Raw genomic sequence first — 15,776 nt, 5'->3', positions numbered from 1 at the left:
AGCAGCGGCGTCGGATCCGATCGAGGGCGTTTCGCCTGCTGCGACCCACGCCGTCGGCACTGGCGCCTGGCCGCCATCAGGTGCCGTACGTTTTTCCGCGTGACCCCACCCCACCGGCCCGACGCATCACGCGTCGGGCCGGTGCAGCTCAGTTGGCCAGCTGGCAGCTGGCCGGCTTGGCCGAAGTGAACAGGCCGGCAGTGGCCCATTCGGGATGATCCACGAACGGGTTGCGGTTGCCCTGGAAGCTGAAGATCACCTGGTTGCGGGCACGTTCGGCATCGTCCGGCGGGTCGGCCTGGTGCCAGGCCAGCAGCGTGGACAGCAGGCCCATATACGCGGGCGAAGACGAGGTCTGCACGATCCGGCTGCGGTCGTCGGTGAGCTCCAGGTCCGGCTCGGACTGCCCGGTGGCTGTATCGGTGCCGCCTTCGTAGCGAATGGCCATGTACATCACCGCACGCGCCATGTCGCCCTTGCGCCGGCCCCACACTTCGAAGGTGCCGCCGTTGCCGTCGGGCGTGCGCACCCAGTTGGAATTGCCCGGGTAACGCCCGCTGCCGCCGCCGCTGCCGTCGTTGACCTCGGTCACCCGCTCGCCGCAGCTGCTGGTGCAGGTGGCATAGGGCTTGTTGCCGCGGTCGGCGTTGAAGGTGGTGTCGGTCAGGTACAGCATGTGGGTGTCGGTGTAGGGCGCGTACGGCAGGCCGCGGTCGCCGGTGGCGCTGCCGAAGCCCAGCGAGTTGGGCCAGGTGTGCTCGCGGTTGTAGGTCAGCCCGCTGCCGGTCCCGGCCCGGTCGCTAACCTTGGCGTAGCTGCGGTTGCGGTAGGCGTCCAGGATGCGGCCGCTGTTGTTGGGGTCTTCGTCGGCCATCTCCAGGATGGTCCAGGTATTGGTGCCGGTGCCGCTGTACGGGTAGACCGTGTGGCCGCGGATGGTGGCGTTGAGCGAGCAGCGCAGCTGGCTGGGGCTGGTGGTGTTCACCCGCGAGTAGTAGCCGGTGGCGCCGCCGCTGGCGGTGGCCACGGTGAAGGCGATGGACTGGTTGGCCGCCGGGCTCAGGCCGCTGGCATCGCGGATGGCGCTGGCGGTGATGGCCAGCGTGCAGCGCTCGCCGCCGACCAGGGCGGTGTTGGTGGACAGGGTGAAACGGGTGCCCGTCGTTGCGTAGCTCAGTGCCACGTTGCCGGAACTGGCGCAGCTCAGCGCGAACGCGCCGCCGCTCAACGTCACCGCCTCGCTGAAGCCCACCGCCAGGTCGCCGGCCGCCGGGAAGCCGGTGGCGCCCTGGCTCGGCGTGGTGCTGGTGATCGTCGGCGCACCGGTGGTGCCGCCGCCGCCGCTGCCGTTGAAGGTCTGGCTGCGGTTGCAGCCGCCGAAGGTCTGCGCCGCCGAGCCGGCCCAGGTGAAGTTGGCCGCCGCGCTGCCGGTGCCGGTGAGTTGCAGCGAGCTGCCGACCGCGCTGCTGTTGCTCTCGCTGACCGGCAGGTTCTGGCTGGTGACCCCCGCCGCCGGGCCGCCGCTGCCGGTGATGGCGCCTTCGTAGCTGAGGAACTGCACCAGTTGCCCGTTGGGGTCGACCAGCGCCACGCCGTCGTTGGGCCCGTTCTGCACGCCGTTGCTGGCGTAGCTCACGGTGGCCAGGCGGACCTGGCTGCCGCAGCTGACCAGGCTGCCGGCCGGCACCGCGGTGTTGGCGTAGACCGTCGCCGCGCTCGGGACACTGCCGTTGTACAGATAGATGCGGTAGCCGCTCAGCGATTCGCCGGCGGTGGCCACCACTTCCACGCCTTCGCCGCTGTCGCCGGAGGCGCCTGCGTCGTCGTAGTGCAGTTCGTTGATGAAGACCGCCGCATTGGCGGCGGTGGCGCTCAGCGCGAACGCGCAGGCCAGGGGCAGGGTGCAACGCAGGGACACAACACGGGACGGCAACCTCATCGACAGCTCCTTGTGATCGGGGAATGCGATCCCGACTGTAGAGCGTGCGCATGACAAACGGTGGAACCTGGTTCCATTTCTAGAGTGTGGCTGGATGCGCGCCTGGTAATGAGCGGCATGAGGTGGTTGCGGGGAATCAGCGGCGCTGCTGCTCGCGCGGCGCGCCTGGGCACGGGCCGCCGGCATTGTTGGCCCTGTAGCCGCTGCCAACGCGCACTGCCCGGATGCCGCGCAGGCCGTGCGCCGCAGTCGTCCTGGCCCCTGGATGAGACCGCGCGGCCGAAAAATTTTTTACCCCCAGCCCTTGAAAGCTGCCCGCGCAGCACAATCTCTGGCCCGCACCCGCTCTGTCGGGTTTTTTCCGCGCGCTGTGCTGGCAGTCGTCATGTGCGAGTGCTAACATCGCCGATAATTTCCAGACCAATCAATCACTTAAGAGGGTCTTTCTCTATGAGCATCAAGCCGCTTCACGACCGCGTTGTAGTCAAGCCGATCGAAGCCGACGAAGTTTCCGCCGGCGGCATCGTGATCCCGGACTCCGCCAAGGAAAAGTCCACCAAGGGTGAAGTCGTCGCCATCGGCGCCGGCAAGCCCCTGGACAACGGCAGCCTGCGCGCGCCGGTGGTCAAAGTTGGCGACAAGGTCATCTACGGCCAGTACGCCGGCAGCAGCTACAAGTCCGAAGGCGTCGAGTACAAGGTGCTGCGCGAAGACGACATTCTGGCCGTCATCGGCTGATCAGGCGCTATGCGCCGGGAATCGGGAGTAGGTAATCGGGAATCGGTAGAGCGGCCAACGCCGTCGCCATCCCGCCCAGCCCCGATATCCGCCCTTGATTGACCGATTCCCCATTTCCCATTCCCAATTTCGGAGTTTCAGACAATGGCTGCTAAAGACATTCGTTTCGGTGAAGACGCACGTACCCGCATGGTCCGTGGCGTCAACGTGCTTGCCAATGCCGTGAAGGCAACCCTCGGCCCGAAGGGCCGCAACGTCGTGCTCGAGAAGAGCTTCGGCGCGCCGACCATCACCAAGGACGGCGTCTCCGTCGCCAAGGAAATCGAACTGGCTGACAAGTTCGAGAACATGGGCGCGCAGATGGTCAAGGAAGTCGCTTCCAAGACCAACGACAACGCCGGCGACGGCACCACCACCGCCACCGTGCTGGCCCAGGCCCTGATCCGCGAAGGCGCCAAGGCCGTGGCCGCCGGCATGAACCCGATGGACCTCAAGCGCGGTATCGACCAGGCCGTCAAGGCCGCCGTCGCCGAGCTGAAGAACATCTCCAAGCCCACCACCGACGACAAGGCGATCGCCCAGGTCGGCACCATCTCGGCCAACTCGGACGAGTCGATCGGCAACATCATTGCCGAAGCGATGCAGAAGGTCGGCAAGGAAGGCGTGATCACCGTTGAAGAAGGCTCGGGCCTGGAAAACGAGCTGGACGTGGTCGAGGGCATGCAGTTCGATCGCGGCTACCTCTCCCCGTACTTCATCAACAACCAGCAGAGCCAGTCGGCCGATCTGGACGACCCGTTCATCCTGCTGCACGACAAGAAGATCTCCAACGTGCGTGACCTGCTGCCCGTGCTGGAAGGCGTGGCCAAGGCCGGCAAGCCGCTGCTGATCGTGGCTGAAGAAGTCGAAGGCGAAGCGCTGGCGACCCTGGTGGTCAACACCATCCGCGGCATCGTCAAGGTCGTGGCCGTCAAGGCACCGGGCTTCGGCGACCGTCGCAAGGCGATGCTGGAAGACATGGCCGTGCTGACCGGCGGCACCGTGATCTCCGAGGAAGTGGGCCTGGCGCTGGAGAAGGCGACCATCAAGGATCTGGGCCGCGCCAAGAAGGTGCAGGTCTCCAAGGAAAACACCACGATCATCGATGGCGCCGGCGATTCGGCCGCGATCGAGTCGCGCGTCGGCCAGATCAAGACCCAGATCGAAGACACCTCGTCCGATTACGACCGTGAGAAGCTGCAGGAGCGCGTGGCCAAGCTGGCCGGTGGCGTTGCAGTGATCAAGGTCGGCGCGTCGACCGAAATCGAAATGAAGGAAAAGAAGGCCCGCGTCGAAGACGCCCTGCACGCCACCCGTGCAGCCGTCGAAGAAGGCGTGGTCCCGGGCGGCGGTGTGGCCCTGGTGCGTGCGCTGGTGGCCGTCGGCAACCTGACCGGTGCCAACGAAGACCAGACCCACGGCATCCAGATCGCCCTGCGCGCCATGGAAGCCCCGCTGCGCGAAATCGTGGCCAATGCCGGCGAAGAGCCGTCCGTGATCCTGAACAAGGTCAAGGAAGGCACCGGTAACTACGGCTACAACGCCGCCAACGGCGAGTTCGGCGACATGGTGCAGTTCGGCATCCTGGACCCGACCAAGGTCACCCGTTCGGCGCTGCAGAACGCAGCCTCGATCGCCGGCCTGATGATCACCACCGAAGCCATGGTGGCCGATGCACCGAAAAAGGACGAGCCGGCGATGCCGGCCGGCGGTGGCATGGGCGGCATGGGCGGCATGGATTTCTGATCCACGCCACTTCGGCTGTTGCAGTACAAAAGGACCCCGCCGCAAGGCGGGGTTTTTTGTGTCCGACGAGCTGGATGGCAGCACGCGGTCGCTGGGATGATCGGCCCGAAGCAGGTGGCCGACGCACGCATTCCACTGGTCATGCAAACCGCATGCCCGGTAGGAGCGCACCTGGGCGCGAACGGCTTCACCGATAACGCCCCAGTCGCGCCCTGGTGCGCTCCTACGCAAGGTCGATGCGGCCGCGCAGCCAGCTCGCGGCCCCAACCGTGTTCACCATCGCAAAACCCCGCAGATGGCGACACCCATCACACTTGCATGACAATCTGTTGACACCGATGTCATCGCAGTTCTAGCGTCGTTCGCGCAGGCGTTTGCGCCGAGCGGTCGGGGGGCCATCGGACAAGGGGCAGCGGTGCATGCATCGCTGGCGGACGTCGTTGCAGTGCACTGCCACGCCGGCCACGTCCGGCTTCTCCCGGGGATCTTATGAACTGCCGCAGTCATCGTCTTGCCTTGTCGATTTCCGTGTCCTTAGCGCTGACGGCTGCCGTCGCGCCACCGCTCATGGCCCAGCAAACCGAGCCGGATACACCGCGCGCCACTTCCACCCTGGATGCGGTCAGCGTCACCGGTTCGCGCATCAAGCGCGCGCAGGTCGAGGGCGCCCAACCGGTGGTCACCATCTCGGCGCAGCAGATCCAGCAGGAAGGGTTTGCCACCGTCTACGACGTGCTCAACAGCATGAATCAGCAAGGCTCGGTGGAAGCCGATACGCAGTGGGGCTCGCACACGCCCAACGCCTCGCCGATCAATCTGCGCGACCTCGGCCCGGGCCGCACCCTGCTGCTGGTCAATGGCCACCGCGTGGCCGATTACCCGCTGCCGTACGGCGGCGAAAGCAACTTCTCCAACTACAGCAATATTCCCTCTGCAGCGGTGGAGCGCATCGATATCCTCACCGGTGGCGCATCGGCCATTTACGGCTCCGACGCGGTGGCCGGCGTGATCAACGTGATCCTCAAGCGCGACTACCAGGGTGACCAGGTGCGCCTGCGCGGCGGCACCGCCACCGAAGGGGGGCGCGACAGTTTCGACGTCTCCTGGGCAGGCGGGCGCACCGGCGAGAACTGGAGCCTGACCTACGCGCTGCAGGCCACCAGGCGCGACCCGTTGAGCGGGCGCGATCGCCCGAAGATGGACGATTCGGACGACATGTCCTATTCCAACTGGACCGGCCAGAATCGCCTGTACGGCTTCAACCCGTTCACCGGCCTGAGCCTGGTCGATGCCAACACCAACGAGCGCCTGGCACCACCTGCGGGCACCTGCGCGCGCTTCGGCGGCGAGTTCATCGACGCGCAGCGGCTGAGCTACAACCAGAACACCGGCGCGCTCACCAATGCCGGCGATTATTGCGGCGTGGCGCGCGACTACGGCGACTGGGGCCTGGTGACCGGCAGCGAGGATTATTCGGCCTATCTCTACGGCACCTGGAAATTCGGCGAGGCCACCGAAGCCTGGGCCACGCTCTCGGCCAACCGCAGCATCGGCCGTTGGACCTACGACCCGCCGTATGCCTATCTGGGCCCGTTCCAGGATGCGGCCACTGGTCGCTCATTGAACCTGATCCGTCAGCTCACCCGGCGCGAAGCCGGCGGCTGGGACCGGCTGGCCAACTACAACAAGGAGCAGTCCTGGGATCTGAGCGCCGGTTTGCGCGGCGTGTGGGCCGACCGCTTCGATTGGGAGCTGAGCGTGGGCCGCTCGCGCTACACGGTGGACGAATACGTACGCACCGTGGATACCGCACGTGCCACTGACTATTTCCTCGGCAGCCCCGTCGGCACGGCCGCCGATGGCGCGCCGATCTATGCGATCAACGAAGCGCGGCTGTACTCGCCGCTGTCGTCGAACCAGTACGACGACCTGGTGGCCAAGTCGCACAACTCGGCGTATTCGTGGGTCAATCAAGCCAGTTTCAGCTTGAGCGGCGATGTGGTGCAGGGCTGGGCCGGGCCGATCCGCTTTGCCACCGTGGCCGAAGTCGCCAAGCAGGGTTATCAACTCTCGCCGGACCCATGCGCCAACGAATGCTACCCGGTGGATGTGGTGGACAGCGGCGGCGGTGAACGCATGCGCAGTTCGGCCGGGCTGGAATTCCAGATTCCGTTGCTCTCCACATTGAGCGCGAATGTGGCCGGCCGTTACGACCGCTACGGCAACTACCGCTCGTCTGCCGCGATTCCGACCGATGTCGGCACGCAAAGCGACACCACCTGGAGCGCGGGCCTGGAATGGCGGCCGGTGGAAAGCCTGCTGGTGCGCAGTACCGTGGCCACCAGCTTCCGCGCACCGGACATGCACTACGTGCTCGGCGAACCCAGTTCCACCAACCAAACCGTGATTGACCAGTACCGCTGCATTTCCTCCGGCGCCTACCTCACCGGCGGCTGCAACGACGAGAACAACAACATCTTCTACACCGTGGATGTGAACCGTCGCGGCACGCCGGATCTGCGCTCGGAAACCGGCCGCTCGTTCACCGGTGGCGTGGTGTGGGACATCGCACAAGGGCTGTCGTTGAGCGTGGATTACTACCGCATCCAGCTGGAGGAAATGATCAAGGACCTGGACCGCGACGAGATCCTGTCGGCCGAAGCCGGCTGCCGCACCGGCACCACCATCAGTGGTGGCGCCTGGAATAATCCGGGCGGCGCGGGCTATTGCGACACCATCACCTCGCGGGTGACGCGCAATGCCGACGGCACCCTGGCCAGCATCGAGCGCGGCCCGATCAACCTGGCGCAGATGGAAACCTCCGGCATCGATGCCGCGCTGAAATACCGCCTGGCCACTGCAGGCTGGGGCAACTTCCAGCTGTCGCTGGACTACAACAACCTGATTGCCTACCGCGAGCAGATCTACCGCACCGACAGCGACGAAAACCGCCGCGACGAACGCGTGCGCAGCCGTGTGCGCGGCAGCGTGCATTGGGACAACGGCGGCGCCTGGGACTGGACGGTGTACTTCCGCCGGCTTGGCTCGATGCGCGCCGTCAACTGGGGCACCTGCGCCCGCTTCGACGACGGCTATCAACCCAGCGCCTCCGACGAGTGCCTGGTGACCGATACCGCCAACGTGCATCTGGGCGAAACCAGCAAACGTTACTTCGGCCGCGTGGGCCCGGCGATCTACTGGAACCTGAGCACCGGCTACAAGATCACCGACCATGCCAAGGTCAATTTCTACGTCAACAATGTGTTCAACGAAGTGGGCTACGAAAACAAGGAGCGCTTCTACGGCTACGGCTTCTACAACACCACCTTGTTCAACCCCATCGGCCGTGAAGTGGCGGCGGAGTACGTGTTTACGTTTTGAGTAAGGTTTGCCGCGTGGCACGCCACGGCCTCGTTGCCGTGGCGTGCAGCGGCGCGTTGCTGCGGCACGCTTGGCGCAAACGCATCATCAGGCAAGACGCGCCGCGGTGCGGCGCAGGCTCGCCAACGCGCGCGCGGCGATGTTATGCATCTGATCGCTCAAGGCGTCGTCGTCGATGCAGCGCTGCCAGAACTGTTCGGCCATCTCTGCGGCGCGCCGCCACTGCGCAAACTGCCCGACCGTGGGCGCCGGAATCTCGATGTCCCTGGGCACGATTTCGCCACTGGATGCCGGCCGCAGCGCCATCGGCAACATGTCGTACACCGGTGCAAGCCGCAACGGCAGCGTGTCGGCAAGGATCAGCGCTGCGTTGCCCAGATGCATGTCGGTGTTGCCGATGAGCGCGCCGAACCAGCTGATCACCTCCAGGTGCTCGGCATCTTCCGACCTCAGCCAACCGTCGCGCTTGAGCAGGGGCGCAAGCGCACGCCAGGTGCCCAGCTCCGACTGCCCATAGAACGCGGCGTAGATCGCCATCAACGAAACAAAACCGCGTCGGCCCAACGTCGGTGTGCGATCGAAGCGTGTGGATTCGAGAAAGACGCGCTCGCCTGCCTGCAGCCGCTGCGTCGTTGCCGCAGCAATGCCACCGGCAAGCAACACTTGGCTGGCCAGGTGCTCCATCTGCAGCAGGTCCGCCCAGCGGCGCCCGGCAGGGTGATCGATGCGGTCGGAAAACTTCACGATGACCGGGCGGTACACGCCATTTTCGCGCAGCACCGCGGTGAACTTCGGCTGCTCGCCTGCAGCGGACGAGCCGACGTCTTCACCGCGCAGTGCGGCATCGGCCTGCGCGAGATAGGCCTGCGGGCGCGCGTTGATGTCGATGTCATCAGGCTGGTCGATCGACGACAGCGCGCGCGCCAGCGCCTGCTCGCCCACGAGCAGGTCGCCGAGCTGGTCGTGACCATCGGACAGCAGTGCGATGAGCGCGTCACTGGGCGACCACAGCGTGAGATTTTCGGGCAGCCGCAACGGCCCGGAGATGCGATGTGCCAGGTTGCGCCCGAGAAATCCCTGCGGGCGTTGGTCATCCAGAAACCAGGGCAGCGACGCGAACTCGCCCAGATGCAGCGGCGGATGCAGGAGCACGGGGTTGTCCTGCAGCAGCTCCACGAAGAAGTGGTCGCGATGGAGCGCATGCAGCTGGCCCAGCGCCACGACGCGGGCATGGCTGTCGATGCGGTAGAGCGGCCAGGCGCGCTCACCGCGCACCGCGCCCGTGGCGATGTAACTGGTGGCGCGTGCGCTGCCGTAGCGCCGCACCGCCGTTCCTGCAGCGGCAACCAGACGCGAAAGGGTTGCCTTGCTCACCCCCAACCGCGCCGCGAGTTCGGCGCCGCGCAGCGGGCCGTCGATGCGCAACGTGGTGACCAGGCGTTCTATGGCATCGGGCTGCGGCATGCGGATCAGCGATGAAACGATTGCTGAAACGATACATTAGGACGGATGGCGCTGCAAATAACTGACTTATATCGATAATTTGAAATTTAGGGGAAGATGGTGCATAAAAAATGAAACGATACGTTCGGTGCTCCTGAGCTGGCCTCGGGGCTAAGCCGCAACGCCTGCACGGCGCTGGACAGCGCCAGAAACGCCAGGCGAGCCACTCGCATGCAGCGATGGAAGCTGCGAGATCGGTGTGCGTCTCCGCTTGCCGCAGGGAGCTGATCTGGAACGTCGCGGGGTCTGCCGTGCGTTGGCGCAGCCTGCCCTCATCGCGTCCGGTTTCAGAGCAGGTGGACCTCCATGCCGCGCAACGATCGCATTGCGCCGGGCACGCGGCACAACAGCGCATGACACGGCTGCTCTGCGGAAGGCACGACCGCCGCACCCTCGATCGGTTTGTACCACGCGGCCCTGACCAGTACGTTAGCGCCATGCGTCCGCCGCTCTGCTGCGCCAGCTGTCGATTGCGTCGGCGCGCCCGTCCGTTGCCGATGAAACAGTGGCAACGCGCAAAAGTGCGTGGTATCAATGCACCCCATGAACGCACCCCGCAGCCAGTTTTATTTTTGGTACTACGGTTTTCCGATGCCGCTGGCGGAGGAAGGAGTGCGCTCACCCTGAAGGACACTTCAGCAGCATTCCCGAAAAGCCGCCAGCGCACACTGGCGGCTTTTTTGTTGCCGCAACGCCTGGCTCCCTGATGCAACACCGCCCAACGAGACACTGTTATGCCGCCTGTGACCGATGACCTGCGTATCCGCAAGATCGAAGCCCTTGCACCGCCTTCGCAGCTGCTGTCGCTGCTGCCATGCGATGAGCGCGCCTCCGACACCGTGACCAACTCGCGTGCCGCGCTGCACGAGATCCTGCACGGGCGCGACGACCGCCTGGCGGTGGTGATCGGGCCATGCTCGATCCACGACCCGGTGGCGGCCATGGAGTACGCGCAACGCCTGCGCCCGTTACGCGACCAGTTCGGCGATGCGCTGGAGATCGTGATGCGGGTGTATTTCGAGAAGCCACGTACCACCATCGGCTGGAAAGGGCTGATCAACGACCCGGAGATGGACGGCAGCTTCCAGATCAACAAGGGGCTACGGGTGGCGCGCGGATTGCTGCGCGATATCAACAACCTCGGCCTGCCGGCGGGTGTGGAATTTCTGGACATCATTTCGCCGCAATACATCGCCGACCTGGTGGCCTGGGGCGCGATCGGCGCACGCACCACCGAGAGCCAGGTGCATCGCGAAATGGCCTCCGGGCTCTCGTGCCCGGTGGGCTTCAAGAACGGCACCGGCGGCGACGTCAAGATTGCGGTGGACGCCGTGGGCGCGGCCTCGCATCCGCATCATTTCCTGGCCGTGACCAAGGACGGCCACACCGCGGTGGCGGCAACGGCCGGTAATCCGGACTGCCATGTGATCCTGCGTGGCGGCAAGGTGCCCAACTTCGATGCGGCAAGCGTGGATGCGGCCAGCCAGGTGCTCAACAAGTCGGGCCTGCCGGCGCGGCTGATGATCGATGCCAGCCACGCCAACAGCGGCAAGAATCCGGACAACCAACCCAAGGTGGTCGACGACATCGCGCTGCAGCTGGAAGGTGGCGAGACGCGCATCGTCGGGGTGATGGTGGAGAGCCACCTGGTTGGCGGCCGCCAGGAACTGGTCCCCGGCTGCGCACTGACCTACGGCCAGAGCATCACCGACGGCTGCCTGGGCTGGGACGCATCGGTGCAGGTGCTCGAACGCCTGGCAACGGCAGTGCGCGCACGCCGCGCAAGGCGGATTGCCGAGGCTGCGTGAGCCGGGTGCCGGCGAACGGGCCGATGCTGAGGGAATGCGCTGCCGCCGAACGACGTGGCGGGGTCACCCATCCAATCCCGTGCGACCAGACCAGACAAAAAAAACGCCGGGCCGGCGCAGGGAGCCGGCCCGGCGTGGTGAACAACACCACCCACTGGTGACCCGTCGCTGCGGCAGCCAGGAGCCAGAGCACCGTTCTGCACCGCCAGCGAGCGGGTGCAGCCGTTATCGCCCACGCGCGTGGCCTGCGAATGTCGCTGCGTAGCGCAGGCAGACATGAAGTGTCGAAAGCGCTGACCGACCGCAACGACACCGCCGCAGGCAATGGCGCCCAGCAAGGCGTTAGACCGCCGCCCGCATTCGCCGCGCGGGCCGCGGCCGTGGCGCTTTTCGCTGCCAGATCAACGACTGCAGCGCACGTCGAGTCGGCCGCATCGATCTCCGTGGCGAACAGGCTCTAGCCCCACGGCACTGCGCGTTACCTCGTCTATCGACGTGCAACCTCTCAGCCCAGCATGTCGCCGCTGTCCAGCCAGCGCTGGTGCCACGCCAATGCCTCGGGCAACAGGTGCGGGGTGTGCTTGCCGTAGCTGTCGCGGTTGGCGCGTGCCACATAGTCTTCCAATGCATCGCGATAGCGCGGGTGCACGCAGTGATCGAGCAGCTGGCGCGCGCGTTGCTTGGGGGTCAGGCCGCGCAGATCGGCCAGGCCCTGCTCGGTGACGATCACCGAGACATCGTGCTCGGTGTGATCGACATGGCTGACCATCGGCACGATCGATGAAATGCTGCCGGCCTTGGCGATGCTGGGGCTCAGGAAGATCGACAGAAATCCATTGCGCGCAAAATCGCCAGAACCGCCAATGCCGTTCATGATGCGGCTGCCCATCACGTGGGTGGAATTGACGTTGCCGTACAGGTCGGCCTCGATCATGCCGTTCATGCCGATGCAGCCGAGCCGGCGCACCAGCTCCGGGTGGTTGGAAATCTCCTGCGTGCGCATGACGATGCGCTGCCGGTAGAACGCGATATTGCGCTTGAACTCTTCGTTGCCTTCCGGGCTGAGCGCAAAGCCGGTGCAGGAGGCATACCGCAGCACGCCATCGCGCAGCAGCGCGAGCATGCCGTCCTGGATCACCTCGGTGAACGCTTCCAGATCGCGGAAGCCGCTGCGTGCAAGCCCCGCCAGCACCGCGTTGGGGATATTGCCCACGCCCGACTGCAGCGGCAGCAGGTTGGCCGGCAGCCGGCCCTTGCGCACTTCATGGCGCAGAAACTCGATCAGGTGCTCGGCAATGCGTTCGCTATTGTCGTCGGCAGCAGCAAACGGGCTGTTACGGTCAGGCCCATGCGTGCGCACCACCGCCACGATCTTGGCCGGGTCGCAGCGCAGGCTCGGCTCGCCGATGCGGTCGTCGCCATGCAGCAGCGGGATCGGTTTGCGCTGCGGCGGCAGGGCGGTGCCGTAGTAGATGTCGTGCATGCCGTCCAGGCCGGCCGGCTGCCAATCGTTGACCTCGACGATGACCTTGCTGGCCAGGTCCAGCCAGGTCTTGTTGTTGCCGATCGAGGTGGACGGCACCAGGCTGCCATCGGCGCGGATGCCCGACACTTCCACCACCGCGGTGTCGATCTGTCCGTAAAAACCGAACCACACGTGCTGGGCCACGTGGCTGAGATGGATGTCGATGTAATCCAGCGTGCCGGCGTTGATGCGCTGGCGGGCGTCCGGGTCGGACTGGAACGGCATGCGCATGGCGATGCCGTCGGCCTTGGCCAACGCACCGTCGAGCTCGGGCGCGGTGGAGGCGCCGGTCATCAACTTGATCTGGAACGGTTGGCCCTGCAGGTGCGCCGCCTCGATGCGCTGCGCCAGCGCCATCGGCACGGCCTTGGGATAGCCGGAGCCGGTGAAACCGCTCATGGCCACGGTTTCGCCAGGCTGGATCAGCGCGGCGGCCGCGTCGGCAGACACCAGTCGGTCGCGCAGCGGCGCGTACAGGATGCGTTCGTCGGACATAGGGCAGGCACGGCGGCAACAGGGGGAGCGCGATTATCGCCGCTGCAGGCAGCGGCCGGGGTGCGACCTTGGTGCAATGGCCAAGCGCACGGCGCAGTCCTCGCGATCGCTTCCGGAGGGGAAGTGCCGGCGAGCGCGACCGCTGCCCGCGCTTTGCACCGCTCGCTGTGGAGCATCTACCCGCTGCACCACTGACCTGCCGGCACGCGTCGCGTCCAGTGTTCACGCGTCGCCGCCGGCCCAACCGCGATAGTGGTGACAGATTCCTGCCTGCCTGCGCCCATGCCCTCTGTTCGCGATCGCTTCCAGCGCTGGCCCCGGCCGTGGCGTGTTGCAGTGTGCGTGTTGCTGGTGCTTTATGCGCTGTATCTGCTTGCCGGTAACGTGTTTCTCAACACGCCGTTGTTCGATGCCACCACCAACCGGCAGCCGCACAAGTTCACCATGCAGACCGGCCCGGCGCTGACGCTGTTTCCGGGCCAGGTGATGGCCTGGAACGTGCGCATGCGCGGGCAGGCCAATCGCACCGTGTACGTCTTCCATGCCGACCGCGCACATGCGCGGGTGGCGCTGCTGCCGCTGTTCCGGCGCGAGGTGCGTCTGCCGTGGCTGCACGCCACCGGCCTGAGCGCCGAGGTGGAGACCGCCGACACGCCCATCCCGCCGCCGCCGCGCGGCGATACCGGCTGGACGCTGCGCTTCGATGCGATCACCAGCAACAGCATCCGCAGTGCGCGACTGGGCAAGCTACTGATCGCCGGCAATGGCCACGGCACGGTCGGCTTCCTGAAGCAACTCAAGGGCGGGCCGTCGGAGCTGTTTCCGTCCGAAGCGGGCTTCAGCGACGCGGTGGTCAGCTACGACGGTGTGCAGGTGTTCAACGGTGCCGAGGTGGACGCGCAGTTCCAGTTTCCGCGCCACTACCGCGACCAGGCGCCGGGCCTGCGCAAGCTCGGGATCACCCACGCGCGCCTGCAGTTGAAGGCCGCGACGGTGGCGCTGAAGATCGATACCGGTGCGCCGCACGTGGATATCCGCAGCGGGCCGTCTGCTGCGCGCGTGGAGGCCGACATCACCCTGGACCGCGGTGCCCTGCAGCCGGGCAGCCACGCGGTGTGGCGGCTGCCGTTGCTGGCCGGCGTCGGTGCCACCGACCGCGGCATGCTGGCATTGCAGCTGGATGTGGCGCGCGACATCCGCGTGCAGGCACGCCTGCCGCGCGACGACACGACCGGTAGCGAACTGCAGGCCGATCTACGGATCGCCGGGCGCAGCATTCCGTTCGAGCAACCGGCGCAGGTGTTGCCGCGTCTGTCGGGTCAGGTGCGCGGGCGCTGGAAGTTCGAATCCTTGAACTGGATCGCCGAGCTGTTCGTGCGCAAGCCGTGGTTTCAGCTGGAAGGCGGCGGTCTGGTCGAAGCGGATCTGCGTCTTGCGCAGGGGAGGCTGACCAGTGGCAGCACCCTGGATATCCCGCGTGTCGAGGCCGTGGCGCAGGTATTCGACACGCGCCTGGCAGGCATCGCCAAGGCGCACGGGCGCATCGATGATGCCGCCACGCCGCAGGCGCATCTGGACGTCAGCATTCCCACGTTCAAGGCGGCGCCGCGCGACGCGCCGAAACAGATCTTGCTGGATGGCCGCGATCTGCAGCTGGCGATGCATGGCGATGCCGAACTGGCCCGCTTGAGTGAGACGCTCAAGGCGCAGCTGCGTTTCAGCGATGCGCGTGTGCCCGACCTGACCGTCTACAACCGCTACCTGCCCGGCAACAACGTGCGCCTGCTCGGTGGCAGCGGCAGCCTGACCGGCGATGTGGCGCTCAATGCATCTGGCGACGTTGGCAACGGGCATGCGAATCTGCGGGGGCAGGGCGCGCATCTGGCAGTGGCTGGCGTGCAGATGCGTGGCGATGCGCAGTTGCAGGCCAGGCTGCAACGCGCCGATTTCAAGAACAAGTTCTTCGACCTCAGCGGTACGCGGGTACGCCTGCGCAATATGCGCGTGGGCGACGATGGTAGCGATGCCAACTGGTGGGGCGAACTGCAGGTCGGCGCCGGTACCATCCAGGCCGACGCACCGTTCCAGGTGGATGCCGATGCGGCCATTCGCATGCGCGATATCGCGCCGTTGCTCTCGGTGTTCGCGCAGCGCGCAGACTACCCGCGCTGGGTGCTGGGCTTGCTGGATTCCGGCGAACTGGATGCCACCGGGCGCGTGCGCTGGCGCAAGCAGCAACTGACGGTGGACGACCTTCATGCGGAAAACGCGCGTCTGTCCTTGCGGGCACGGCTGGCGCTGGACGATGACCAGCGCCGCGGCGATCTGTATCTGCGCTGGGGCGTGCTGGGTGCCGGTATCGAGCTCGATGGCAAGCAGCGGCAATGGCATCTAGCCGGCGCACGCGAGTGGTACGACAAACAGCCGGGCTTGTTGCCACCGGTGTCCAAGAGCACGTCGAGCACGCGCTGACAAGCGCGGTGAGCGCCGTCGGGTAAGCACGCTGCAGCGATGCAGCAGGGTGCGCGGAGATGTGGTGCTGGATCGGGGGAGGGTGCCCGGCACGCTGCGGGCGCTGGTTGGCCGACGATCGATCCGGACG

General features: G+C 66.1%; 8 protein-coding genes. 5 read left to right on the top strand and 3 right to left on the bottom strand.

What is annotated here, in order from left to right; genetic code table 11:
- Positions 1–148 precede the first annotated feature (148 nt).
- Positions 149–1,939 (bottom strand): endonuclease, encoded by a 1,791-nt coding sequence (locus XnspCFBP7698_RS14075; protein ID WP_104579258.1) that lies wholly within the window; start codon positions 1,937–1,939, stop codon positions 149–151.
- 450 nt (positions 1,940–2,389) lie between these two features.
- Between XnspCFBP7698_RS14075 and XnspCFBP7698_RS14070 the strand changes: the two genes are divergently transcribed.
- From XnspCFBP7698_RS14070 to XnspCFBP7698_RS14055, 3 genes are all read left to right on the top strand, one after another.
- On the top strand, positions 2,390–2,677 hold the full coding sequence (locus XnspCFBP7698_RS14070) for a co-chaperone GroES (protein WP_003483210.1): 288 nt from the start codon (positions 2,390–2,392) through the stop codon (positions 2,675–2,677).
- Between the two features lie 144 nt (positions 2,678–2,821).
- Positions 2,822–4,462 carry a chaperonin GroEL gene (groL, locus tag XnspCFBP7698_RS14065; RefSeq protein ID WP_039405128.1) on the top strand — a complete coding sequence of 547 codons (1,641 nt, stop codon included), beginning with the start codon at positions 2,822–2,824 and terminating at the stop codon, positions 4,460–4,462.
- A gap of 567 nt (positions 4,463–5,029) precedes the next feature.
- Positions 5,030–7,843 carry a TonB-dependent receptor gene (locus XnspCFBP7698_RS14055; protein ID WP_199680179.1) on the top strand — a complete coding sequence of 938 codons (2,814 nt, stop codon included), beginning with the start codon at positions 5,030–5,032 and terminating at the stop codon, positions 7,841–7,843.
- 87 nt (positions 7,844–7,930) lie between these two features.
- Here XnspCFBP7698_RS14055 and yjjJ read toward each other — a convergent pair whose 3' ends face one another.
- Positions 7,931–9,316, bottom strand: a complete 1,386-nt coding sequence (yjjJ, locus tag XnspCFBP7698_RS14050) for a type II toxin-antitoxin system HipA family toxin YjjJ (protein WP_199680199.1) — start codon at positions 9,314–9,316, stop codon at positions 7,931–7,933.
- A 764-nt stretch (positions 9,317–10,080) separates the two neighbouring features.
- On the opposite strand from yjjJ, the gene XnspCFBP7698_RS14045 reads away from it, so the two are divergent.
- Positions 10,081–11,154, top strand: a complete 1,074-nt coding sequence (locus XnspCFBP7698_RS14045; RefSeq protein WP_039405138.1) for a 3-deoxy-7-phosphoheptulonate synthase — start codon at positions 10,081–10,083, stop codon at positions 11,152–11,154.
- Positions 11,155–11,659: 505 nt separating this feature from the next.
- Here XnspCFBP7698_RS14045 and XnspCFBP7698_RS14040 read toward each other — a convergent pair.
- A complete protein-coding gene (locus XnspCFBP7698_RS14040; protein ID WP_104579254.1) occupies positions 11,660–13,174 on the bottom strand; it encodes an acetyl-CoA hydrolase/transferase family protein in 1,515 nt (504 codons plus the stop codon).
- A gap of 282 nt (positions 13,175–13,456) precedes the next feature.
- Between XnspCFBP7698_RS14040 and XnspCFBP7698_RS14035 the strand changes: the two genes are divergently transcribed.
- Positions 13,457–15,646: a hypothetical protein gene (locus tag XnspCFBP7698_RS14035; protein ID WP_104579253.1), complete on the top strand. Its 2,190-nt coding sequence runs from the start codon at positions 13,457–13,459 to the stop codon at positions 15,644–15,646.
- Positions 15,647–15,776: the final 130 nt, after the last annotated feature.

The organism is Xanthomonas sp. CFBP 7698 (genome assembly GCF_003600855.1).
Taxonomy (GTDB): domain Bacteria; phylum Pseudomonadota; class Gammaproteobacteria; order Xanthomonadales; family Xanthomonadaceae; genus Xanthomonas; species Xanthomonas cannabis.
The sequence above is the reverse complement of the archived record's forward strand: the minus strand, read 5'-3'. Positions and strand labels throughout refer to the sequence as shown.

Coding starts and splice junctions, on each gene's coding strand:
- groL (WP_039405128.1), top strand. CDS start 2,822: ATGGCTGCTAAAGACATTCGTTTCGGTGAAGACGCACGTACCCGCATG.
- XnspCFBP7698_RS14040 (WP_104579254.1), bottom strand. CDS start 13,174: ATGTCCGACGAACGCATCCTGTACGCGCCGCTGCGCGACCGACTGGTG.
- XnspCFBP7698_RS14055 (WP_199680179.1), top strand. CDS start 5,030: ATGGCCCAGCAAACCGAGCCGGATACACCGCGCGCCACTTCCACCCTG.
- XnspCFBP7698_RS14075 (WP_104579258.1), bottom strand. CDS start 1,939: ATGAGGTTGCCGTCCCGTGTTGTGTCCCTGCGTTGCACCCTGCCCCTG.
- XnspCFBP7698_RS14035 (WP_104579253.1), top strand. CDS start 13,457: ATGCCCTCTGTTCGCGATCGCTTCCAGCGCTGGCCCCGGCCGTGGCGT.
- XnspCFBP7698_RS14070 (WP_003483210.1), top strand. CDS start 2,390: ATGAGCATCAAGCCGCTTCACGACCGCGTTGTAGTCAAGCCGATCGAA.
- XnspCFBP7698_RS14045 (WP_039405138.1), top strand. CDS start 10,081: ATGCCGCCTGTGACCGATGACCTGCGTATCCGCAAGATCGAAGCCCTT.